General features: G+C 34.0%; 33 protein-coding genes. 30 read left to right on the top strand and 3 right to left on the bottom strand.

The features are described 5' to 3' along the window. The first annotated feature begins 20 nt into the window (after positions 1-20). Positions 21-773, top strand: a complete 753-nt coding sequence (locus GFJ94_RS06325) for a rhomboid family intramembrane serine protease (RefSeq protein WP_153200728.1) — start codon at positions 21-23, stop codon at positions 771-773. Positions 774-818: 45 nt separating this feature from the next. Here GFJ94_RS06325 and GFJ94_RS06330 read toward each other — a convergent pair whose 3' ends face one another. The 3 genes from GFJ94_RS06330 to GFJ94_RS06340 all read right to left on the bottom strand — a co-directional run bounded on the left by GFJ94_RS06330 (position 819) and on the right by GFJ94_RS06340 (position 3,805). Beyond that, entirely contained in the window at positions 819-1,289 is a 471-nt protein-coding gene (locus tag GFJ94_RS06330; protein WP_153200729.1) for a hypothetical protein, read from the bottom strand. Positions 1,290-1,311: 22 nt separating this feature from the next. After that, positions 1,312-2,046, bottom strand: coding sequence for a 23S rRNA (guanosine(2251)-2'-O)-methyltransferase RlmB (gene rlmB, locus GFJ94_RS06335; protein ID WP_153200730.1), 735 nt, complete (start codon positions 2,044-2,046; stop codon positions 1,312-1,314). Positions 2,047-2,143: 97 nt separating this feature from the next. Then, positions 2,144-3,805 carry a hypothetical protein gene (locus tag GFJ94_RS06340; protein WP_153200731.1) on the bottom strand — a complete coding sequence of 554 codons (1,662 nt, stop codon included), beginning with the start codon at positions 3,803-3,805 and terminating at the stop codon, positions 2,144-2,146. A 292-nt stretch (positions 3,806-4,097) separates the two neighbouring features. Here GFJ94_RS06340 and rpsL point away from each other — a divergent pair, with 292 nt between their 5' ends. The 29 genes from rpsL to rpsK all read left to right on the top strand — a co-directional run bounded on the left by rpsL (position 4,098) and on the right by rpsK (position 19,077). Continuing rightward, positions 4,098-4,505 carry a 30S ribosomal protein S12 gene (gene rpsL / locus GFJ94_RS06345; protein WP_008254501.1) on the top strand — a complete coding sequence of 136 codons (408 nt, stop codon included), beginning with the start codon at positions 4,098-4,100 and terminating at the stop codon, positions 4,503-4,505. Between the two features lie 24 nt (positions 4,506-4,529). Further along, positions 4,530-5,006, top strand: coding sequence for a 30S ribosomal protein S7 (gene rpsG, locus GFJ94_RS06350; protein WP_073583337.1), 477 nt, complete (start codon positions 4,530-4,532; stop codon positions 5,004-5,006). Positions 5,007-5,017: 11 nt separating this feature from the next. Next, positions 5,018-7,174 carry an elongation factor G gene (fusA, locus tag GFJ94_RS06355; RefSeq protein WP_153200732.1) on the top strand — a complete coding sequence of 719 codons (2,157 nt, stop codon included), beginning with the start codon at positions 5,018-5,020 and terminating at the stop codon, positions 7,172-7,174. 11 nt (positions 7,175-7,185) lie between these two features. Continuing rightward, positions 7,186-7,491 carry a 30S ribosomal protein S10 gene (gene rpsJ / locus GFJ94_RS06360; protein ID WP_008254495.1) on the top strand — a complete coding sequence of 102 codons (306 nt, stop codon included), beginning with the start codon at positions 7,186-7,188 and terminating at the stop codon, positions 7,489-7,491. Positions 7,492-7,722: 231 nt separating this feature from the next. After that, positions 7,723-8,340 (top strand): 50S ribosomal protein L3, encoded by a 618-nt coding sequence (rplC, locus tag GFJ94_RS06365; RefSeq protein WP_008254494.1) that lies wholly within the window; start codon positions 7,723-7,725, stop codon positions 8,338-8,340. Beyond that, a complete protein-coding gene (rplD, locus tag GFJ94_RS06370; protein WP_008254492.1) occupies positions 8,340-8,969 on the top strand; it encodes a 50S ribosomal protein L4 in 630 nt (209 codons plus the stop codon). The genes rplC and rplD overlap by 1 nt, the downstream gene beginning before the upstream one ends. A 7-nt stretch (positions 8,970-8,976) precedes the next feature. Next, entirely contained in the window at positions 8,977-9,267 is a 291-nt protein-coding gene (gene rplW / locus GFJ94_RS06375) for a 50S ribosomal protein L23 (RefSeq protein WP_008254490.1), read from the top strand. 6 nt (positions 9,268-9,273) lie between these two features. Then, positions 9,274-10,098: a 50S ribosomal protein L2 gene (gene rplB, locus GFJ94_RS06380; RefSeq protein ID WP_008254488.1), complete on the top strand. Its 825-nt coding sequence runs from the start codon at positions 9,274-9,276 to the stop codon at positions 10,096-10,098. 10 nt (positions 10,099-10,108) lie between these two features. Next, the gene (gene rpsS / locus GFJ94_RS06385) at positions 10,109-10,387 is read left to right on the top strand and encodes a 30S ribosomal protein S19 (protein WP_008254487.1); all 279 of its coding nucleotides are present in this window, start codon (positions 10,109-10,111) and stop codon (positions 10,385-10,387) included. Between the two features lie 6 nt (positions 10,388-10,393). Continuing rightward, complete coding sequence (gene rplV, locus GFJ94_RS06390; RefSeq protein ID WP_133609598.1) at positions 10,394-10,804, top strand: 50S ribosomal protein L22; 411 nt, start codon at positions 10,394-10,396, stop codon at positions 10,802-10,804. Between the two features lie 8 nt (positions 10,805-10,812). After that, the gene (rpsC, locus tag GFJ94_RS06395) at positions 10,813-11,541 is read left to right on the top strand and encodes a 30S ribosomal protein S3 (RefSeq protein ID WP_153200733.1); all 729 of its coding nucleotides are present in this window, start codon (positions 10,813-10,815) and stop codon (positions 11,539-11,541) included. A 19-nt stretch (positions 11,542-11,560) separates the two neighbouring features. Beyond that, a complete protein-coding gene (gene rplP / locus GFJ94_RS06400) occupies positions 11,561-11,980 on the top strand; it encodes a 50S ribosomal protein L16 (RefSeq protein ID WP_008254483.1) in 420 nt (139 codons plus the stop codon). A 12-nt stretch (positions 11,981-11,992) separates the two neighbouring features. Continuing rightward, the gene (gene rpmC, locus GFJ94_RS06405; protein ID WP_008254482.1) at positions 11,993-12,184 is read left to right on the top strand and encodes a 50S ribosomal protein L29; all 192 of its coding nucleotides are present in this window, start codon (positions 11,993-11,995) and stop codon (positions 12,182-12,184) included. Positions 12,185-12,202: 18 nt separating this feature from the next. Then, complete coding sequence (gene rpsQ / locus GFJ94_RS06410; protein WP_008254481.1) at positions 12,203-12,460, top strand: 30S ribosomal protein S17; 258 nt, start codon at positions 12,203-12,205, stop codon at positions 12,458-12,460. Positions 12,461-12,462: 2 nt separating this feature from the next. After that, positions 12,463-12,831 (top strand): 50S ribosomal protein L14, encoded by a 369-nt coding sequence (gene rplN, locus GFJ94_RS06415; RefSeq protein ID WP_007803649.1) that lies wholly within the window; start codon positions 12,463-12,465, stop codon positions 12,829-12,831. Positions 12,832-12,842: 11 nt separating this feature from the next. After that, a complete protein-coding gene (gene rplX, locus GFJ94_RS06420; protein WP_153200734.1) occupies positions 12,843-13,157 on the top strand; it encodes a 50S ribosomal protein L24 in 315 nt (104 codons plus the stop codon). 2 nt (positions 13,158-13,159) lie between these two features. Then, a complete protein-coding gene (gene rplE, locus GFJ94_RS06425; protein ID WP_133609604.1) occupies positions 13,160-13,711 on the top strand; it encodes a 50S ribosomal protein L5 in 552 nt (183 codons plus the stop codon). Between the two features lie 3 nt (positions 13,712-13,714). Next, on the top strand, positions 13,715-13,984 hold the full coding sequence (gene rpsN, locus GFJ94_RS06430) for a 30S ribosomal protein S14 (RefSeq protein ID WP_133609606.1): 270 nt from the start codon (positions 13,715-13,717) through the stop codon (positions 13,982-13,984). A 105-nt stretch (positions 13,985-14,089) separates the two neighbouring features. Continuing rightward, complete coding sequence (gene rpsH / locus GFJ94_RS06435; protein WP_153200735.1) at positions 14,090-14,488, top strand: 30S ribosomal protein S8; 399 nt, start codon at positions 14,090-14,092, stop codon at positions 14,486-14,488. Between the two features lie 16 nt (positions 14,489-14,504). Then, positions 14,505-15,047: a 50S ribosomal protein L6 gene (rplF, locus tag GFJ94_RS06440; RefSeq protein WP_153200736.1), complete on the top strand. Its 543-nt coding sequence runs from the start codon at positions 14,505-14,507 to the stop codon at positions 15,045-15,047. An 11-nt stretch (positions 15,048-15,058) separates the two neighbouring features. Next, positions 15,059-15,409 carry a 50S ribosomal protein L18 gene (gene rplR / locus GFJ94_RS06445; protein ID WP_026725631.1) on the top strand — a complete coding sequence of 117 codons (351 nt, stop codon included), beginning with the start codon at positions 15,059-15,061 and terminating at the stop codon, positions 15,407-15,409. 6 nt (positions 15,410-15,415) lie between these two features. After that, positions 15,416-15,940, top strand: coding sequence for a 30S ribosomal protein S5 (rpsE, locus tag GFJ94_RS06450; RefSeq protein WP_133609610.1), 525 nt, complete (start codon positions 15,416-15,418; stop codon positions 15,938-15,940). 13 nt (positions 15,941-15,953) lie between these two features. Further along, the gene (gene rpmD, locus GFJ94_RS06455) at positions 15,954-16,136 is read left to right on the top strand and encodes a 50S ribosomal protein L30 (RefSeq protein ID WP_111566953.1); all 183 of its coding nucleotides are present in this window, start codon (positions 15,954-15,956) and stop codon (positions 16,134-16,136) included. 12 nt (positions 16,137-16,148) lie between these two features. Next, a complete protein-coding gene (gene rplO, locus GFJ94_RS06460) occupies positions 16,149-16,601 on the top strand; it encodes a 50S ribosomal protein L15 (protein WP_153200737.1) in 453 nt (150 codons plus the stop codon). Positions 16,602-16,613: 12 nt separating this feature from the next. Continuing rightward, a complete protein-coding gene (gene secY, locus GFJ94_RS06465) occupies positions 16,614-17,957 on the top strand; it encodes a preprotein translocase subunit SecY (RefSeq protein ID WP_153200738.1) in 1,344 nt (447 codons plus the stop codon). 5 nt (positions 17,958-17,962) lie between these two features. After that, positions 17,963-18,178: a translation initiation factor IF-1 gene (gene infA, locus GFJ94_RS06470; RefSeq protein WP_008254466.1), complete on the top strand. Its 216-nt coding sequence runs from the start codon at positions 17,963-17,965 to the stop codon at positions 18,176-18,178. 10 nt (positions 18,179-18,188) lie between these two features. Continuing rightward, positions 18,189-18,305 carry a type B 50S ribosomal protein L36 gene (ykgO, locus tag GFJ94_RS06475; RefSeq protein WP_002987490.1) on the top strand — a complete coding sequence of 39 codons (117 nt, stop codon included), beginning with the start codon at positions 18,189-18,191 and terminating at the stop codon, positions 18,303-18,305. A gap of 2 nt (positions 18,306-18,307) precedes the next feature. Next, on the top strand, positions 18,308-18,682 hold the full coding sequence (rpsM, locus tag GFJ94_RS06480; RefSeq protein ID WP_153200739.1) for a 30S ribosomal protein S13: 375 nt from the start codon (positions 18,308-18,310) through the stop codon (positions 18,680-18,682). 11 nt (positions 18,683-18,693) lie between these two features. Next, positions 18,694-19,077 (top strand): 30S ribosomal protein S11, encoded by a 384-nt coding sequence (rpsK, locus tag GFJ94_RS06485; protein WP_008254446.1) that lies wholly within the window; start codon positions 18,694-18,696, stop codon positions 19,075-19,077. The last annotated feature ends 46 nt before the right edge of the window (positions 19,078-19,123 follow it).

Genomic DNA, 19,123 nt, shown 5'->3' on the forward strand with positions numbered 1-19,123 from the left:
ATCTTTGAATTCAAATCAATATGGAAAAACAGCACGATAATCCTTTTCAGTTTACAAAAACGGTCATTTATTTGCCGTTATTTTTTGTATTGACTTTATGGTCGGTTTTTTGGTACGAATTGCATTTTCATGCTAACTTGTCGCATTTTGGTGTTTATCCAAGGGAAGCTTTCGGTTTAAAAGGGATTCTTTTCAGCCCTTTTTTGCATGGCGATATCGAACATTTGGCGAATAATTCCATTGCGTTATTGGTCTTGTTGCCTATTTTGAGATATTTTTACAAAGAACAATCGTTTGTGGTTTTATTTTTAGGAATTCTCTTTTCAGGATTAGGAACTTGGTTGTTAGGACGACCAAGTTACCACATTGGCGCCAGCGGATTAATTTATGCTTTGGTAAGTTTTATCTTCTTCAAAGGTATTTTTACCAAATATTACCGATTGGTAGCTTTATCATTCACCATCGTAATTTTGTATGGTGGAAGCGTTTGGTATATGTTCCCAAATGTGAAAGAAGGTGTTTCGTGGGAAGGACATTTAGCTGGATTTCTCGTCGGATTGGCTTTAGCATTGGTTTTGAAAACGCCACAATTTGGAAAAACAATTTTCTATGAATGGCAAAAACCCGATTTCAATCCAGAACTCGATCCCTTTATGAAAAACTTCGACGAAAAAGGAAATTTTAATCCACCACCAAAACCAGAAGAAGTGATTCGGGAATATTTTAATTCTTCTATGAAAGTAATTTATGAATTTTTGGGTGGGAAGAAGTAGTGATTAAAATAATTAATGAATAATTAAAAAGACTGATTTTGATGATTAGCACCAATCAATAATATTTCCTGCTGAATCAAATTCAAAAGTAAATCCTCTACCATTGACATTAACCATTTCGTTAATAATTACAAAAATTCTATTTTCAACTTCTAATGATCTAGAGACTAATAAATAGTTTTCTTTATTTGTGTTTGTGTTTATTTTTTTAACTATTTTGAATTTCTTTTTATTTATGTTTTTTAGTTCAAGAAAAAGAGTGTCAAAATTGTTTTTGGGTTTTATAGTAAAGTTTTTCTCGTTTATTATTTTTTCTTTTAGACAATCAGCACTTATGTAATTTACATAATTTAAATGACCATTAATTTTTAAACGCAAATCTATTTCTGATTTTGCTAAAATTTCCGAACAATAAAACTCAAATGCTATTTGCTCATAAAACGGTTCATCAGATTGTGCTAAACAAAATGACGAATAAATAGAAATGAATACTAATAAAAGAAAAGGTTTTTGCATTCGAAATGAATATAAAAATTATCTACATTCTCTGTCTCAAAGCCTCATACAAAAAAGCACCACAAGCTACCGAAACATTTAATGATTCAATTGTGCCAAACATTGGTAATTTTGCTTTTTCATCAACAATTTTTAATACAGAAGGGTTTACACCTCTATCTTCGCTACCCATAATAATCGCAACGCCTTCGTTGAAGTTGATGTCATAAATGTGTTGCTCTGTTTTTTCAGTTGCTGCAACAGTTTTAATTCCGCTTCCTTGCAAATAGAAAATGGCATCTTTAATGTGATCTACTTTACAAATAGGCACATTAAAAACAGCTCCAGCCGAAGTTTTAACCGTATCTCCATTCACAGGAGCCGAACCTTGTTTTTGAATAATAATTCCGTCAACACCAGTACATTCTGCTGTTCTGATGATCGCACCAAAGTTACGTGCATCAGACAATTGGTCTAAAATTAGGAATAAAGGTTTTTTACCACTTTCGATAACACCTTCTACTAAAGTTTCTAATGAAACAAAAGAAATTGGAGCAATGGTTGCCACCGCACCTTGATGGTTATTTGGAGTTAATCGGTTTAGTTTTTCAACAGGAACGTATGAAAAGTTGATGTTGTTTCTTTTCATTGTTTTCATCAAATCTTGCATCAAGTCGCCTTGTGCATCTTTTTGAACGAATACTTTATCAATTTCCTTTTTAGCGTTAATTGCTTCAATTATTGCTCTAATCCCGAATATTTGGTTGTCTTTTTCCATGGCGCAAAAATAGTCATTTTTAATTAGAATGTCTAATCGTGTTAATATCTAAAAATTTGAAACCGATTTTGAAGTTCCCCCTTCGGGGGTTAGGGGGCTAAAAATTCGTTTTAAAACTAATATGCACAATCGAATTCGAAAGTTTTATCGCTTGGTCACTCGTACTTCCGTTGGCGTAAACTAAATTTAATAATCCGTTTTTTGTGAATAATCCAAACCCAAATCCTAAACCTAATAATTGATCTTTTGTATTGGAAGTTTTATCTTGAAAATAACCAAAATCGGTAATCGAATGTAGATATAAATTAGAAGCAACTAAATAACGATATTCGGCAATAATTCCACTGTAAGCATTCGCTTGTAAGCTATTTTCGTTAAATCCTCTGATCGAATTAATACCACCAAATCGAAACAACTCGTTAATCACATAATCATCACTCTGTAAATAAAAAGTCTGATTTCTTAAATAAATACTGTTTTTGGAATTCAAATTCACATTGTAACTCAAATCCAATTGCGTAAAAAACTGACTCGTTTTTTGAGATGTAATGGTTCGATTACCTGTTCCTGCTTTAATGAAGACTTTTGCTTTTTCTGGGAAGATGAAATTTTCGTTGTCAAAATCGGTATATTCAAAACTCGATGTTAGAAAAGTATTTGTAAAATCATTCAAACTAAATGAATTTGTATTTTGTATATCGACAGAAGTAGTTTTTTGATAACCAATGTAAGTTTTGGTGTTGTACGAAAAATAGTAACCCAAATTTAAATCGGTAATGGTGTTCTGAAAAGTATAATCTTGTTTAAAAATTCTCAAATTGGCTTTAATTCCGATGGGAGTTTTAAAAATATAAGGTAATTCGGTTCCAATATTAAATGAAGTTTGTCTGTTGCCATCGTTTTTCCAATACAAATTAAATTTTTCTCCCGAATTCAAAATGTTCTGTAATTGCAAATCTAAATAACCGTTAAAAGTTAATTTACTTTGGTCATCGTTCGAAAACCCAATAAAGCCATCAAATTTATTCGGTTTCGATTTTTCTAAATACACAAAAATTTTAGTGGAATCGGTTGTAAATAAAATTTCAGGATATTTCAACTGACTCACAAATTGCAATTTATCAAACTCATCATTAATCTGCTTTAAATTATCCTGATTAAAAGTCGCTTTTTTTGCTTTTTTCGTTATTGCTTTTTTAATTCCTGGTGGAAATTTGTCATAACCTACGATAACAATATCGGTAATATTTCTTTTCGAATTGAGTTTGAGTTGTAAATCAGAAAGCAAGTCATTTCCAATTCTTTGTTGGTTCACCAATTGTAAATTCGCTAACGAATAGCCTTTCTTCTCTAGTAAAGCTAATTTGCTTTTCATGAAATTTTCTACTTCACTCGTTGCTATAATTAAAGTGTCTTTTTCTAATTGCAAAAGCGATTTTTCTTCGGAGGAAAGTTTACCTATATATATGGAGTTGTTTTTCACAGCATTTCCTAAACTGTATTTAAAAACAAAACTACTATCATTGACTTTGTTTTGTTCTAAAAGCAGCCAATCAAAAAAACCTTGATTCGTTATTTTGTTTTCAAATCGTTTTTGTTCTTCTAAAAGTAAAGCCACCGAAGCGTGTTTAGATTCGTATTGTAAGCTATCAATGGTTTTGTTTTCAATTTCAGAAGCTCCTTTTATGTTTAAATAGAAATTTTGTCCCAATGAAAACTGGAAGCAAAAAAACACAATAAAACCAAAAAGTAATTTCATAGCAGTAAAGAAACGAAAAAAAGTAAAATAAATTTTATTTGCAGTAGCGAATGGCTTGCGAATTTTTGGTTTTCATATTCCCGCTGTCCGCACTACATGGTAGTTTGCTCCCATCGGGTCTAGGTAGTTTTTGTCTTTCTTTCTTGTAACTCAATACAAATCAAATCACTACTAAAATCAAATTGCATTGAAAATTAATAAATTATGATTTGGAAAGTAAAAAATAATTCCTACATTTGCAACCCCGTAAAAAGCGGGAATTTTAAACAGTAAAAATTTTTAGTATTTAATTATGCCAACAATTCAACAATTAGTAAGAACAGGGAGAACCCAAATAACTAAGAAGAGTAAATCGGCTGCTTTAGATTCTTGTCCTCAAAGAAGAGGTGTGTGTACTCGTGTTTACACAACAACTCCTAAAAAACCAAACTCGGCAATGAGAAAGGTGGCTAGGGTTCGTTTAACAAACGGTAACGAGGTGAATGCATACATTCCTGGAGAAGGTCACAATCTACAAGAGCACTCGATAGTATTAGTTAGAGGTGGAAGAGTAAAAGATTTACCAGGTGTACGTTACCACATCGTACGTGGAGCATTAGACACTGCGGGTGTTGCAGGAAGAACACAACGTAGATCTAAGTATGGAGCTAAACGTCCAAAACCAGGACAAGCAGCTGCACCAACTGGAAAGAAAAAGTAATTTAAAATCTTTTAAAGAAAAGACATGAGAAAAAGAGCGGCCAAAAAAAGACCACTTTTACCAGATCCAAAATTTAACGATCAGTTAGTAACACGTTTTGTAAACAACTTAATGTGGGATGGTAAAAAATCAACAGCTTTTAAAGTTTTCTATGACGCATTAGAAATCGTTGAAACTAAAAAGCAAGATGCAGAAAAATCTGCTTTAGAAATTTGGAAAGATGCATTAACAAATGTTATGCCTCACGTAGAAGTTCGTTCACGTAGAGTGGGTGGAGCTACATTCCAAATTCCAATGCAAATTCGTCCAGATAGAAAGATTTCTTATGCTATCAAATGGATGATTCTTTATGCAAGAAGAAGAAACGAAAAATCAATGGCAGGTAAATTAGCTTCTGAAATCTTAGCTGCGGCTAAAGAAGAAGGTGCTGCTGTTAAGAAAAGAATGGATACTCACAAAATGGCAGATGCTAATAAAGCATTCTCTCACTTTAGATTTTAATTCGTACAGAAATGGCTAGAGATTTAAAATATACAAGAAACATTGGAATTGCTGCTCACATTGATGCTGGTAAAACAACAACAACTGAGCGTATCTTATTCTATACAGGGAAATCACACAAAATTGGTGAAGTACACGATGGTGCTGCAACAATGGACTGGATGGCTCAAGAGCAAGAAAGAGGTATTACAATTACTTCAGCTGCTACAACTTGTGAATGGAATTTTCCAACAGAGCAGGGTAAAGTATTACCTGAAACATTACCATACCACTTTAATATTATCGATACACCGGGACACGTTGACTTTACAGTTGAGGTAAACCGTTCGTTACGTGTATTAGATGGTTTAGTATTTTTATTTAGTGCGGTTGATGGTGTTGAGCCTCAATCTGAAACTAACTGGAGATTAGCTGATCAATATAGAGTTCCACGTATGGGATTCGTAAACAAAATGGACCGTCAAGGTTCTAACTTCTTAAATGTTTGTCAACAAGTTAGAGAGATGTTAAAATCTAACGCTGTTGCAATTACTTTACCAATTGGTGAAGAAAATGACTTTAAAGGAGTTGTTGACTTAGTAAAAAACCAAGCTATTATTTGGCATGACGAAACTCAAGGGGCAACTTTTGATATCGTGCCTATTCCAGCTGATATGGTTGACGAAGTAAAAGAGTATCGTTCAATTTTAATTGAAGAGATTGCTACTTACGACGAAAACTTATTGGAAAAATACATGGAGGATGAAAACTCTATTACTGAAGAAGAAATTAATGTAGCTTTAAGAGCTGCAACAATTGATATGGCTATTATTCCTATGATTGCTGGTTCTTCTTTCAAAAATAAAGGTGTTCAGTTTATGTTAGATGCAGTATGTAAATACTTACCATCTCCAATGGATAAAGAAGGTATTGAAGGAATTCACCCTGATGATGCTGACTTATTAGAAGAAGATCAAAAGAAAATTTTACGTCGTCCTGATCCAAAAGAGCCGTTTGCAGCTTTAGCATTTAAAATTGCTACTGACCCTTATGTTGGTCGTTTAGCTTTTTTCCGTGCTTATTCAGGTCGTTTAGATGCTGGTTCTTATATCTTGAATACTCGTTCAGGAAACAAAGAGCGTATATCTCGTATTTACCAAATGCACGCTAACAAACAAAATCCAATCGAATATATTGAGGCTGGAGATATTGGAGCTGCTGTAGGATTTAAAGATATCAAGACTGGAGATACAATGTGTGATGAAAAACACCCAATTATTCTTGAGTCAATGAAATTCCCTGATCCTGTAATTGGTATCGCAATTGAGCCAAAAACAAAAGCTGACGTAGATAAAATGGGTATGGCTTTAGCTAAATTAGCTGAGGAAGATCCAACGTTTACAGTTAGAACTGATGAGGCTTCAGGTCAAACGATTATTTCAGGTATGGGTGAGTTGCACTTAGACATCCTTGTAGATCGTATGAAACGTGAGTTTAAAGTTGAGGTAAACCAAGGTGAGCCACAAGTAGAATATAAAGAAGCGTTCACAAAATCGGCACAACACAGAGAAACTTATAAAAAGCAATCTGGAGGTCGTGGTAAATTTGGTGATATCGTATTCCGTATAGAACCTGCTGATTTAGTAGACGGTAAAGCTCCTATGGGATTACAGTTTGTTAATGAAGTTAAAGGTGGTAACGTACCAAAAGAATATATTCCAGCTGTTGAAAAAGGTTTCAGAGAAGCTATGAAAGCAGGTCCTTTAGCAGGATACGCAGTAGATAGTTTAAAAGTAACTTTATTAGACGGATCTTTCCACCCTGTGGATTCTGATGCTCTTTCTTTCGAATTAGCAGCTAAAATGGGATATAAAGAAGTAGGTCGTGCTGCTGGTGCAGTTATTCTTGAACCAATCATGAAAATCGAAGTTATTACTCCAGAAGAAAATATGGGTGATATCGTAGGTGACTTGAACCGTCGTAGAGGTCAAGTGAATGATATGGGTGATAGAAATGGTGCTAAAACTATCAAAGCAGATGTTCCTTTATCAGAAATGTTTGGTTATGTAACAACATTAAGAACATTATCATCAGGTAGAGCTACATCAACAATGGAGTTTTCACATTATGCAGAAACACCTTCTAATATTTCAGAAGCTGTAATCAAAAAAGCAAAAGGTAACGCTTAATTTTTAAGAAAATGAGTCAAAAAATCAGAATAAAATTAAAATCTTACGATCACATGTTGGTTGATAAATCAGCTGAGAAGATTGTAAAAACTGTAAAAAGTACAGGTGCAGTAGTAACGGGTCCAATTCCATTACCAACTCACAAAAAGATTTTTACTGTATTACGTTCTCCACATGTTAATAAAAAATCAAGAGAGCAGTTCGAATTAAGTTCATATAAGAGACTATTAGATATCTATAGTTCTTCTTCAAAAACTATCGATGCTTTAATGAAATTAGAATTACCTAGTGGTGTTGAAGTAGAAATCAAAGTATAATTGATTTAATTGCAATCGCAATAACCTTAAAAAACCGTTAATGTTAATAGCATTACGGTTTTTTTCTTATTATTTTTAGTGAGTGAAATTGCCTTTTTTGAAGGAAATTTCACTTAACTATTTATTTTTGCGATAATTAAAAAATAATTTATATATTTGCACCCTCAAAATGAGTAGTGTGCAAATACTATTTGTTGTATAAATAAGAGTTTAATTAATAATTAGTTTAATATGTCTGGGTTAATCGGAAGAAAAATTGGCATGACTAGCATTTTTGATGAGAACGGGAAAAATATTCCTTGTACTGTAATCGAATGTGGTCCATGCGTTGTTACCCAAGTCAGAACCAATGAAGTAGACGGATATTCTGCTATTCAGTTAGGTTTCGATGACAAAGCTGAAAAACGTTCTATTAAAGCTGAGTTAGGTCACTTTAAGAAAGCGGGAACAGCTGCAAAGAAAAAAGTCGTTGAATTCAAAGGTTTTGAAGAGGAGTACAAATTAGGCGATGTAATCGCTGTTGACTTATTCGCTGAAGGTGAATTTGTTGATGTTTTGGGAGTTTCTAAAGGAAAAGGATTCCAAGGAGTTGTTAAACGTCATGGTTTTGGCGGTGTTGGACAAGCAACACACGGTCAACATAACCGTTTAAGAGCACCTGGATCTGTAGGAGCGTCATCTTATCCATCTAGAGTATTCAAAGGAATGCGTATGGCTGGAAGAATGGGAGGAGATAATGTAACAGTACAAAACCTTAGAGTTTTAAAAGTGGTTGGTGAGAAAAATCTTTTAGTAGTAAAAGGTTGTGTACCGGGTCACAAAAACTCTTATGTAATCATTCAGAAGTAATGGAAGTAAAAGTTTTAGATATTAACGGAAAAGAAACTGGAAGAAAAGTTCAACTTTCTGATTCAGTTTTCGCAATCGAGCCAAACAAACATGCTGTATATTTAGATGTAAAGCAATATTTGGCTAATCAAAGACAAGGAAACCACAAAGCTAAAGAAAGAGCTGAAGTTGCAGGAAGTACTCGTAAAATTAAAAAACAAAAAGGTACAGGTACTGCTCGTGCAGGATCTGCAAAAAACCCTTTGTTTAAAGGTGGAGGTACAGTTTTTGGACCAAGACCAAGAAGCTACTCATTCAAATTGAATAAAAACTTAAAAAGATTAGCTCGTAAATCAGCTTTATCTTTAAAAGTAAATGAGTCAAATTTAGTAGTAGTAGAGGATTTTACATTTGATACACCAAGCACTAAAAATTTCATTAACGTATTGAAGTCTTTAGGGTTAGATAATAAAAAATCTTTATTTGTGTTGGGCGATTCAAATAAAAATGTATATTTGTCGTCACGCAATTTAAAAGCGTCTAGTGTTGTAACCACTTCAGAATTAAGTACTTATGCTATTTTAAATGCAAAAAGTTTAGTTCTTTTAGAGGGAGCTGTAGACGGAATTGAAGCTAATTTAAGTAAATAATAAGATTATGAGCATCATAATTAAGCCTATTATAACTGAGAAAATAACTAAAGATGGTGAAATTTTTAACCGTTTTGGTTTTATAGTTGAAAAAACTGCTAACAAAATTCAAATCAAAAATGCTGTTGAAGCTGCTTTTGGTGTGAATGTAGTTACTGTTAATACAATGAACTATAGAGCTGATAGAAGTGTTAAATATACTAAAAGTGGTTTAATCAGTGGGAAAACAAATGCATATAAAAAAGCAATTGTTCAAGTTCAAGAGGGAGAAACAATAGATTTTTATACTAATATCTAATAGAATATGTCAGTTAGAAAATTAAAACCTATTACCCCGGGTCAGCGTTTTAGAGTTGTTAATAGCTTTGACACTATTACAACTGATAAGCCGGAGCGTTCATTAATCGCGCCGAAAAAAAACTCAGGAGGTAGAAATAGTCAAGGAAAGATGACCATGCGTTATGTAGGTGGTGGTCACAAACAAAAGTATCGTATTATCGATTTTAAAAGAACTAAAGTTGGTATTCCAGCTACAGTTAAAACTATCGAGTACGATCCAAATCGTTCAGCATTTATTTCATTATTATATTATGCAGATGGAGCTAAAACTTACATCATTGCACAAAATGGATTACAAGTTGGACAAACTGTAGTTTCAGGTGTTGATGCATCTCCAGAAATTGGAAATGCAATGCCTTTAAGTAAAATTCCTCTAGGAACTGTTATTTCGTGTATCGAATTAAGACCAGGTCAAGGAGCTGTAATCGCTCGTTCTGCAGGAACTTTCGCTCAGTTAATGGCAAGAGATGGAAAATATGCAACAATTAAAATGCCGTCGGGTGAAACAAGATTGATCTTGTTAACTTGTTCAGCTACAATTGGAGCAGTTTCTAACTCAGACCACCAATTAATCGTATCAGGTAAGGCTGGTAGATCAAGATGGTTAGGTAGAAGACCAAGAACTAGACCGGTAGCAATGAACCCAGTTGATCACCCTATGGGAGGTGGTGAAGGACGTTCATCTGGAGGTCATCCACGTTCAAGAAAAGGTTTACCTGCTAAAGGTTATAGAACTCGTTCTAAAGTTAACCCGAGTAATAAGTATATTGTAGAACGTAGAAAGAAATAATTAGATAGACATGGCACGTTCATTAAAAAAAGGACCATTTGTTCACTTTAAATTAGAGAAGAAAGTTCAAGAAAATATCGCAGGTGGTAATAAAGGTGTTGTTAAGACTTGGTCTAGAGCATCTATGATTACTCCAGATTTCGTTGGACAGACTATCGCAGTTCACAATGGTCGTCAGTTTGTACCAGTTTACGTTACAGAAAACATGGTAGGACACAAATTAGGAGAGTTTTCGCCAACAAGATCTTTTAGAGGTCATGCTGGGGCTAAAAATAAAGGTAAAAAATAAGAAGCAATGGGAGTTCGTAAAAGAGAAGTTGCGGATGCAAGAAAAGAGGCTAACAAGTCTATTGCATTTGCTAAATTAAATAACTGTCCAACTTCACCTAGAAAAATGCGTTTAGTTGCAGATTTAGTAAGAGGTCAGAAAGTTGAACTAGCTCTTAATATTTTAAGATTTAGTCAAAAAGAAGCTTCAAGAAAATTAGAGAAATTGTTATTATCTGCCATAAATAATTATGTACAGAAAAACGAAGATGCTAATTTAGAAGAAGCAGGCTTATTTGTAAAAACGATTACAGTTGATGGCGGAATGATGTTAAAAAGACTTCGTCCAGCACCACAAGGTCGTGCACATAGAATTAGAAAACGTTCTAACCACGTAACAATCGTGTTAGGATCAAATAATAACACACAAAGCAATTAATAAACAGTATGGGACAAAAGACAAATCCAATAGGAAATAGACTTGGTATCATCAGAGGGTGGGACTCAAACTGGTATGGTGGAAATGATTACGGTGATAAAATCGCTGAAGATTATAAAATCAGAAAGTATATCCATGCTCGTTTATCTAAAGCAAGTGTATCAAAAATAATTATCGAGAGAACTTTAAAACTTGTAACCGTTACTATCACTACTGCTAGACCTGGTATCATTATCGGAAAAGGTGGGCAAGAGGTAGACAAGTTAAAAGAAGAACTTAAGAAAATTACTGATAAAGAAGTTCAAATTAACATCTTTGAAATTAAAAGACCTGAGCTTGATGCTTACTTAGTAGGTACAAGTATTGCTCGTCAAATTGAAAGTAGAATTTCTTACAGACGTGCAATTAAAATGGCTATTGCTGCTGCTATGCGTATGAACGCAGAAGGTATCAAAGTGCAAATTTCTGGTCGTTTGAATGGAGCTGAAATGGCTCGTTCAGAAAATTTTAAAGAAGGTAGAATTCCTTTATCAACTTTCAGAGCTGATATTGATTATTCATTAGCAGAAGCTCATACTACTTATGGTAGAATGGGTATCAAAGTATGGATAATGAAAGGTGAGGTTTATGGAAAAAGAGATCTTTCTCCGTTAGTAGGTATGGACAAACAAAAGTCTAAACCTTCAGGATCTGCTCCTAAAAGAGATGGTAAACCAAACGCACGCAAAAGAAAGTAATTATTTAAACTAAAGAAAAATGTTACAGCCAAAAAGAACAAAATACCGTAAGGTACAGAAAGGTAGAATGAAAGGCGTTTCTCAAAGAGGACACGAACTTTCAAATGGAATGTTTGGTATTAAATCTTTAGATTCTTCATTTATTACTTCTCGTCAAATTGAAGCAGCTCGTATTGCAGCAACACGTTTCATGAAAAGAGAAGGTCAATTATGGATCAAAATATTTCCAGATAAACCTATTACAAAGAAACCATTAGAAGTACGTATGGGTAAAGGTAAAGGTGCAGTTGAGTATTGGGCTGCAGTTGTTAAACCTGGTAAAATTATGTTTGAAGTTGGAGGAGTTCCTCTATCGGTTGCAAAAGAAGCTTTACGCTTAGCAGCTCAAAAACTTCCTGTTAAAACTAAGTTTATCGTTGCTAGAGATTTCGAAGCATAATCAAAATTTATTATGAAACAATCAGAAATTAAAAATCTATCTGCAGCTGAGTTACAAGAACAACTTAGTCAGTTAAAGAAAACGTATACCGACCTAAAAAATGCTCATGCAATTTCGCCAATCCAAAATCCTCTTCAATTAAGAGGTTTAAGAAGATCAGTTGCGAGATTACATACAGAGTTAACTAAAAGAGAGTTACAATAATTGTAGACTAGCTGAAAGATGGAAAAAAGAAATTTAAGAAAAGAGAGAATAGGTGTGGTGACTTCAAACAAAATGGAGAAATCTATTGTTGTGTCACAAACTACAAAAGTGAAACACCCATTATACGGTAAGTTCGTGTTAAAAACTAAAAAATACGTTGCACACGACGAAACAAACGATTGTAACATTGGAGATACAGTAAAGATCATGGAAACAAGACCTTTATCTAAATCAAAATGTTGGAGATTAGTTGAAATCATTGAAAGAGCTAAGTAATTATGGTACAACAAGAGTCAAGATTAAAAGTAGCAGATAATACGGGAGCTAAAGAAGTTTTAACTATCCGTGTTTTAGGAGGAACGAAACGTCGTTATGCCTCTGTTGGTGACAAAATTGTAGTTTCAATTAAAGATGCAACTCCAAACGGGAACGTTAAAAAAGGAGCTGTATCAACTGCAGTGGTTGTACGTACCAAAAAAGAAGTGAGAAGAGCTGATGGATCTTACATCCGTTTTGACGATAACGCATGTGTATTGTTAAACGCTGCAGGAGAAATGAGAGGAACTCGTGTTTTTGGTCCAGTTGCCAGAGAACTTCGTGAAAAACAATTCATGAAAATTGTATCATTAGCACCAGAAGTGCTTTAATTCTTATACAAATGATAAAGCTAAAAATAAAATCAGGAGATATCGTAAGAGTTATTGCTGGAGACCACAAAGGTTCTGAAGGTAAAATTGTACGTGTTCTTCGTGAGAAAAACAAAGCGATTGTTGAAGGAGTTAACATGGTTTCGAAACATACAAAACCAAGTGCAAAAAACCCTCAAGGAGGAATCGTTAAGAAAGAAGCTCCTATCCATGTGTCTAACTTGTCTTTAATTGACCCAAAGTCAAAAGAAGTAACTAAAGTTGGTTTCAAACAAGAAGGAGACAAGAAAGTGAGATTTTCAAAAAAATCTAATCAAGTACTATAGTTATGGCATATATTCCTAGACTAAAAGAAGAATATAAGAGCAGAGTAATTGCTGCTCTTACAGAAGAATTCGGTTACAAAAACGTAATGCAAGTTCCTAAACTTGAAAAAATCGTTGTAAGCCGTGGAGTTGGTGCAGCAGTATCTGACAAAAAGTTAGTAGACTACGCTGTTGAAGAAATGACAAAAATTACTGGGCAAAAAGCAGTTGCTACTATCTCTAAAAAGGACGTTGCGTCTTTCAAATTGAGAAAAGGTATGCCAATTGGTGCTAAAGTAACTTTACGTGGAGAAAGAATGTATGAATTCTTAGATAGATTGATTACTTCATCTTTACCACGTGTTAGAGATTTCAGCGGAATTAAATCTACTGGTTTTGACGGAAGAGGAAATTATAACTTAGGTGTACTTGAACAAATCATTTTCCCAGAAATTGATATTGATAAAGTAAACAAAATCTCAGGATTTGACATTACCTTCGTAACTTCTGCAGAAACAGATAAAGAAGCAAAAGCATTATTAGCGGAATTAGGATTACCTTTTAAAAAGAATTAAGACATGGCTAAAGAATCAATGAAAGCCCGTGAGGTGAAAAGAATTGCATTAGTAGAAAAGTATGCTGAGAAAAGAAAAGCTTTGAAAGAAGCTGGAGATTTCGAAGGATTACAAAAATTACCAAAAAATTCTTGTCCAGTTAGAGTACACAATCGTTGTAAATTAACAGGTAGACCAAGAGGGTATATGCGTCAGTTTGGTCTTTCACGTGTAACATTCCGTGAAATGGCTAATCAAGGATTAATTCCAGGTGTTAAAAAAGCATCTTGGTAATCTCGAAAAAAGTTATTACTTTTGCAATCCAATAAAAAAGTTTAATTGGTTAAAGGTTCAATCCGCTGAGGGCGGATTGAAAACCATAACCGCAAATCTATACATATGTATACAGATCCAATTGCCGATTATCTTACGAGAGTTAGAAACGCAGTGAGAGCTAACCACAAAGTGGTTGAAATTCCTGCATCTAACATGAAAAAAGAAATCACAAAGATTTTATTCGATCAAGGATATATCTTAAGTTACAAATTTGAAGAGAATTCTGTACAGGGTTCAATCAAAATTGCACTTAAATATGATAAAGACACGAAAGAGTCAGTTATCAAAGATATTCAAAGAATTAGTAAACCAGGTTTACGTAAATATGCTGGTTCATCAGACTTACCAAGAATCTTAAACGGTTTAGGTATTGCTATTGTTTCTACATCAAAAGGATTGATGACAGGAAAACAAGCTAAGCAATTAAATGTTGGTGGAGAGGTTGTTTGTTACGTATATTAATAATAAAGAGTAGACAATGTCAAGAATAGGTAAAAATCCAATTGCAATTCCAGCAGGAATAACTGTAGAAGTTAAAGATGCTGTAGTTACAGTAAAAGGAAAATTAGGCGAGCTTACTCAAGAATTTTCTGATGTAACAGTTAAAATCGAAGATAACCAAGTTATCGTAGAGCGTTCGTCAGATCATAAAGATGAGAGAGCGAAACACGGACTTTATCGTTCATTAATCAATAACATGATTATTGGTGTTTCTGAAGGTTTTACAAAAGAATTAGAATTAGTTGGAGTAGGTTATAGAGCATCTAATCAAGGCCAAAAACTTGATTTAGCTTTAGGATTCTCTCACAACATCGTTTTAGAAGTTGTAAAAGAAGTTACTGTTGTAACAGTATCAGAAAAAGGTAAAAATCCGATAGTAAAATTATCATCATTCGACAAACAATTATTAGGTCAAGTAGCTGCGAAGATCAGAGGTTTCCGCAAACCTGAGCCGTATAAAGGAAAAGGAGTTAAGTTTGTAGGAGAAGAACTAAGAAGAAAAGCAGGTAAATCAGCTTAAAAATTAAGACTATGTCATTAACGAAATCTGAAAGAAGACAAAGAATTAAGTTCAGAATCAGAAAGATTGTAAGCGGAACTGCTGCTCAACCAAGACTTTCTGTATTCAGAAGTAATAAAGAAATCTATGCGCAAATCATAGACGACGTAAACGGTACAACTTTAGTTGCAGCTTCATCGAGAGATAAAGAAGTAGCGCAAGGAACTGCTGTTGAAACTGCAAAAGCAGTTGGTAAATTAGTTGCTGAAAAAGCACTTAAAGCAGGTATTTCAACAATCTCTTTTGATAGAGGTGGGTATTTATACCATGGACGTGTGAAATCATTAGCTGAAGGAGCTAGAGAAGCTGGACTTAAATTCTAAGAAATTATGTATCATAATTATAAAAACGTAGAGATTGTAAAACCAGGAGGTCTTGAATTAAAAGACCGTTTGGTGAGTGTAAATCGTGTTACTAAAGTTACTAAAGGAGGTAGAGCATTTGGTTTCTCTGCTATCGTAGTAGTTGGTGATGAAAACGGTGTAGTTGGTCATGGATTAGGAAAATCTAAAGATGTTTCTGAAGCAATCGCTAAAGCGGTGGAAGATGCTAAGAAAAACTTAGTTAGAATTCCTTTACAGGGACAATCTGTTCCTCATGAGCAAAAAGGTAAATTTGGTGGTGCTAGAGTATTTTTAATGCCTGCTTCACACGGTACTGGAGTTATTGCTGGTGGTGCTGTTCGTGCGGTATTAGAATCTGTAGGTGTTCACGATGTATTATCTAAATCACAAGGTTCTTCAAACCCTCATAACGTAGTAAAAGCAACTTTTGATGCTTTGTTACAAATGAGAAGCGCTTTAACGGTAGCAAAACAAAGAGGAGTATCTTTAGAAAAAGTATTCAAAGGTTAATCAACAGGAAATCATGGCAAAATTAAAAGTAAAACAAGTAAGAAGTAAAATCAATTGTCCTCTTGATCAAAAGAGAACTTTGGAAGCTTTAGGTCTTCGTAAAATGGGACAAGTTGTTGAGCATGATGCAAATCCTGCTATCCTTGGAATGGTAAATAAAGTTAAACACTTAGTTTCTGTTGAAGAAACTAAATAACACTATACAGTTATGAATTTAAGTAACTTACAACCAGCTGAAGGTTCTACGCACAATCAAAATAAAAGAGTAGGTAGAGGAGAAGGTTCTGGAAAAGGTGGTACCGCTGCACGTGGACACAAAGGAGCAAAATCTCGTTCTGGTTATTCTAAGAAAATTGGTTTTGAAGGTGGTCAAATGCCGCTTCAAAGACGTGTACCTAAGTTTGGTTTCAAGAACATTAATAGAGTAGAATATCAAGGTATTAATCTTGATTCGTTACAATTATTAGTAGAAAACGGTGTGGTTACTGATACAGTAGATTTTACTGTATTTGTAGATACTCGTTTGGCTACAAAAAATAGCTTAGTAAAGATTTTAGGAAGAGGTGAGCTAAAAACAAAACTTAAAGTTAGTGCTCACAAATTTACTGCATCTGCAAAAGCGGCTATCGAGGCTGCGGGTGGAGAAGCTGTAACTTTATAATCTTTTAGTAAAATGAAGAAATTTATAGATTCATTCATCAACGTTTGGAAAATCGAAGAGTTAAAAAATAGAATTTTATTAACGCTTGGTTTATTATTAGTGTACCGTTTCGGTGCTCAAGTAACCCTTCCGGGGATTGATGCTACTAAATTGACAAATCTTACAAACCAAACTGATGAAGGTATTGGATGGTTAATTAATGTATTTACAGGAGGTGCGTTTTCGCAAGCTTCTGTATTTGCATTGGGTATCATGCCATACATATCAGCTTCTATCGTAGTTCAATTAATGGGAATTGCGGTGCCATATTTACAAAAATTACAAAAAGACGGTGAAAGTGGTAGAAAGAAAATTAACCAAATTACAAGATGGTTAACTATCTTAATTACTTTAGTTCAAGGTCCTGGTTATATATATAACTTGTACAGAACTTTACCAGGAGAGGCATTTATGCTAACTGGACCAACATTCATCTTCTCTTCAGTACTAATCTTAGTAACTGGAACAATCTTTGCAATGTGGTTAGGAGAAAAAATTACTGATAAAGGTATTGGTAATGGTATTTCTTTATTGATAATGGTAGGTATTATTGCAAGAATGCCACAAGCATTTATTCAAGAATTTTCATCTAGAACTTCTCAAGCAAATGGAGGTATTATGATGATCGTAATCGAATTAATACTTTGGTTCTTAGTAATAATTGCATGTATTTTATTAGTAATGGCTGTAAGAAAAATTCCAGTACAGTATGCAAGACGTACAGTGTCTGGGGATTTTGAAGAAGACATGATGGGTGGTAACAGACAGTTTATCCCATTAAAGTTAAATGCATCAGGTGTTATGCCGATCATTTTTGCGCAAGCTATTATGTTTATTCCTGCTGCTGTTTCTGGTTTGGCTAAAGAATCAGACACTGCACTTTCTATTGCAGGAATGTTCAACGATCCATTCGGTTTAGTATATAATATGGTTTTTGCTTTGTTAATCGTAATTTTTACGTACTTTTACACCGCAATTACTGTACCAACTAACAAGATGGCAGATGATTTAAAAAGAAGCGGAGGTTTTATACCAGGTGTTAAGCCAGGTGTAGAAACCGGAGATTACCTAGATAAAATTATGTCATTAATCACTTTTCCAGGATCATTATTTCTTGCTTTAGTAGCTGTGTTCCCAGCTGTTGCAGTAAGTTTACTTGGAGTTCAAGGTGCTTGGGGTTATTTTTATGGTGGTACTTCTTTACTAATCATGGTTGGAGTTGCAATAGACACTATTCAGCAAATAAATTCTTATTTATTGAATAAACACTATGATGGTTTGATGAAAAGTGGTAAAAATAGAAAAGCAGTAGCTTAATTTTTATGGCAAAACAATCAGCAATAGAACAAGACGGAACAATCATTGAAGCATTATCAAATGCTATGTTTCGTGTAGAGTTAGAAAACGGACATATTGTAATTGCTCATATCTCTGGTAAAATGCGTATGCATTACATTAAATTGTTACCAGGTGACAAGGTTAAACTTGAAATGAGCCCTTATGATTTGTCTAAAGCAAGAATTACTTATAGATACTAAAGCTATTAAAATGAAAGTAAGAGCATCAGTTAAAAAGAGAAGTGCCGAGTGCATTATTGTACGTAGAAAAGGAAGATTATACGTTATTAACAAAAAGAATCCTAGATTTAAACAAAGACAAGGATAATTATGGCAAGAATTGCAGGGGTAGATATACCTAAACAAAAAAGAGGAATCATTGCTTTAACATACATATTTGGTATTGGTAGAAGCAGAGCTAAAGATATATTAGCTAAAGCTCAAGTGAGCGAAGACAAGAAAGTTCAAGAATGGAATGATGACGAGATCGGAGCAATTCGTGAAGCGGTATCTTATTTCAAAATTGAAGGAGAATTGCGTTCAGAAGTTCAATTAAACATTAAACGTTTAATGGACATCGGATGTCAAAGAGGAATTCGTCACAGAGCTGGACTTCCATTAAGAGGTCAAAGAACTAAAAACAACTCTAGAACTAGAAAAGGTAAGAGAAAAACTGTTGCTAACAAGAAAAAAGCAACTAAATAATAAGTAATAATATGGCTAAAGCAACAGCAAAAAAACGTAAAGTTATCGTTGAATCTTCGGGAGAAGCACATATTAATGCTACTTTTAACAACATCATCATCTCGTTAACAAACAAGAAAGGTGAAGTTATTTCTTGGTCTTCAGCTGGTAAAATGGGCTTTAGAGGTTCTAAAAAGAATACTCCTTATGCAGCTCAAATGGCAGCAGAAGATTGTAGTAAAGTAGCTCTTGAAGCTGGATTAAAGAAAGTAAAAGTTTATGTGAAAGGACCAGGAAACGGAAGAGAATCTGCAATCAGATCTATTCACAATTCTGGAGTTGAAGTTACAGAAATCATTGATGTAACTCCAATGCCGCATAACGGATGTCGTCCTCCAAAAAGAAGAAGAGTATAATTTAAGTATAACACACAGGTAGGTTTAAAATTATCGAAGGATATAA

The sequence above is a fragment of the Flavobacterium sp. LMO8 genome (assembly GCF_009495755.1).
Classification (GTDB): domain Bacteria; phylum Bacteroidota; class Bacteroidia; order Flavobacteriales; family Flavobacteriaceae; genus Flavobacterium.

Bases quoted from the DNA above. Each gene is read 5' to 3' on its own strand.
- ykgO (WP_002987490.1), top strand. From the start codon at position 18,189: ATGAAAGTAAGAGCATCAGTTAAAAAGAGAAGTGCCGAGTGCATTATT.
- rpsE (WP_133609610.1), top strand. From the start codon at position 15,416: ATGTATCATAATTATAAAAACGTAGAGATTGTAAAACCAGGAGGTCTT.
- rpmD (WP_111566953.1), top strand. From the start codon at position 15,954: ATGGCAAAATTAAAAGTAAAACAAGTAAGAAGTAAAATCAATTGTCCT.
- rpsN (WP_133609606.1), top strand. From the start codon at position 13,715: ATGGCTAAAGAATCAATGAAAGCCCGTGAGGTGAAAAGAATTGCATTA.
- rplP (WP_008254483.1), top strand. From the start codon at position 11,561: ATGTTACAGCCAAAAAGAACAAAATACCGTAAGGTACAGAAAGGTAGA.
- secY (WP_153200738.1), top strand. From the start codon at position 16,614: ATGAAGAAATTTATAGATTCATTCATCAACGTTTGGAAAATCGAAGAG.
- rpsC (WP_153200733.1), top strand. From the start codon at position 10,813: ATGGGACAAAAGACAAATCCAATAGGAAATAGACTTGGTATCATCAGA.
- rpsG (WP_073583337.1), top strand. From the start codon at position 4,530: ATGAGAAAAAGAGCGGCCAAAAAAAGACCACTTTTACCAGATCCAAAA.
- fusA (WP_153200732.1), top strand. From the start codon at position 5,018: ATGGCTAGAGATTTAAAATATACAAGAAACATTGGAATTGCTGCTCAC.
- rplB (WP_008254488.1), top strand. From the start codon at position 9,274: ATGTCAGTTAGAAAATTAAAACCTATTACCCCGGGTCAGCGTTTTAGA.
- rplF (WP_153200736.1), top strand. From the start codon at position 14,505: ATGTCAAGAATAGGTAAAAATCCAATTGCAATTCCAGCAGGAATAACT.
- rpsS (WP_008254487.1), top strand. From the start codon at position 10,109: ATGGCACGTTCATTAAAAAAAGGACCATTTGTTCACTTTAAATTAGAG.
- rplW (WP_008254490.1), top strand. From the start codon at position 8,977: ATGAGCATCATAATTAAGCCTATTATAACTGAGAAAATAACTAAAGAT.
- rplC (WP_008254494.1), top strand. From the start codon at position 7,723: ATGTCTGGGTTAATCGGAAGAAAAATTGGCATGACTAGCATTTTTGAT.
- rplO (WP_153200737.1), top strand. From the start codon at position 16,149: ATGAATTTAAGTAACTTACAACCAGCTGAAGGTTCTACGCACAATCAA.
- GFJ94_RS06330 (WP_153200729.1), bottom strand. From the start codon at position 1,289: ATGCAAAAACCTTTTCTTTTATTAGTATTCATTTCTATTTATTCGTCA.
- rplX (WP_153200734.1), top strand. From the start codon at position 12,843: ATGATAAAGCTAAAAATAAAATCAGGAGATATCGTAAGAGTTATTGCT.
- rpsQ (WP_008254481.1), top strand. From the start codon at position 12,203: ATGGAAAAAAGAAATTTAAGAAAAGAGAGAATAGGTGTGGTGACTTCA.
- GFJ94_RS06325 (WP_153200728.1), top strand. From the start codon at position 21: ATGGAAAAACAGCACGATAATCCTTTTCAGTTTACAAAAACGGTCATT.
- rplE (WP_133609604.1), top strand. From the start codon at position 13,160: ATGGCATATATTCCTAGACTAAAAGAAGAATATAAGAGCAGAGTAATT.
- rpsH (WP_153200735.1), top strand. From the start codon at position 14,090: ATGTATACAGATCCAATTGCCGATTATCTTACGAGAGTTAGAAACGCA.
- rlmB (WP_153200730.1), bottom strand. From the start codon at position 2,046: ATGGAAAAAGACAACCAAATATTCGGGATTAGAGCAATAATTGAAGCA.
- rplD (WP_008254492.1), top strand. From the start codon at position 8,340: ATGGAAGTAAAAGTTTTAGATATTAACGGAAAAGAAACTGGAAGAAAA.
- GFJ94_RS06340 (WP_153200731.1), bottom strand. From the start codon at position 3,805: ATGAAATTACTTTTTGGTTTTATTGTGTTTTTTTGCTTCCAGTTTTCA.
- rplR (WP_026725631.1), top strand. From the start codon at position 15,059: ATGTCATTAACGAAATCTGAAAGAAGACAAAGAATTAAGTTCAGAATC.
- rplN (WP_007803649.1), top strand. From the start codon at position 12,463: ATGGTACAACAAGAGTCAAGATTAAAAGTAGCAGATAATACGGGAGCT.
- rplV (WP_133609598.1), top strand. From the start codon at position 10,394: ATGGGAGTTCGTAAAAGAGAAGTTGCGGATGCAAGAAAAGAGGCTAAC.
- rpsK (WP_008254446.1), top strand. From the start codon at position 18,694: ATGGCTAAAGCAACAGCAAAAAAACGTAAAGTTATCGTTGAATCTTCG.
- infA (WP_008254466.1), top strand. From the start codon at position 17,963: ATGGCAAAACAATCAGCAATAGAACAAGACGGAACAATCATTGAAGCA.
- rpmC (WP_008254482.1), top strand. From the start codon at position 11,993: ATGAAACAATCAGAAATTAAAAATCTATCTGCAGCTGAGTTACAAGAA.
- rpsL (WP_008254501.1), top strand. From the start codon at position 4,098: ATGCCAACAATTCAACAATTAGTAAGAACAGGGAGAACCCAAATAACT.
- rpsM (WP_153200739.1), top strand. From the start codon at position 18,308: ATGGCAAGAATTGCAGGGGTAGATATACCTAAACAAAAAAGAGGAATC.
- rpsJ (WP_008254495.1), top strand. From the start codon at position 7,186: ATGAGTCAAAAAATCAGAATAAAATTAAAATCTTACGATCACATGTTG.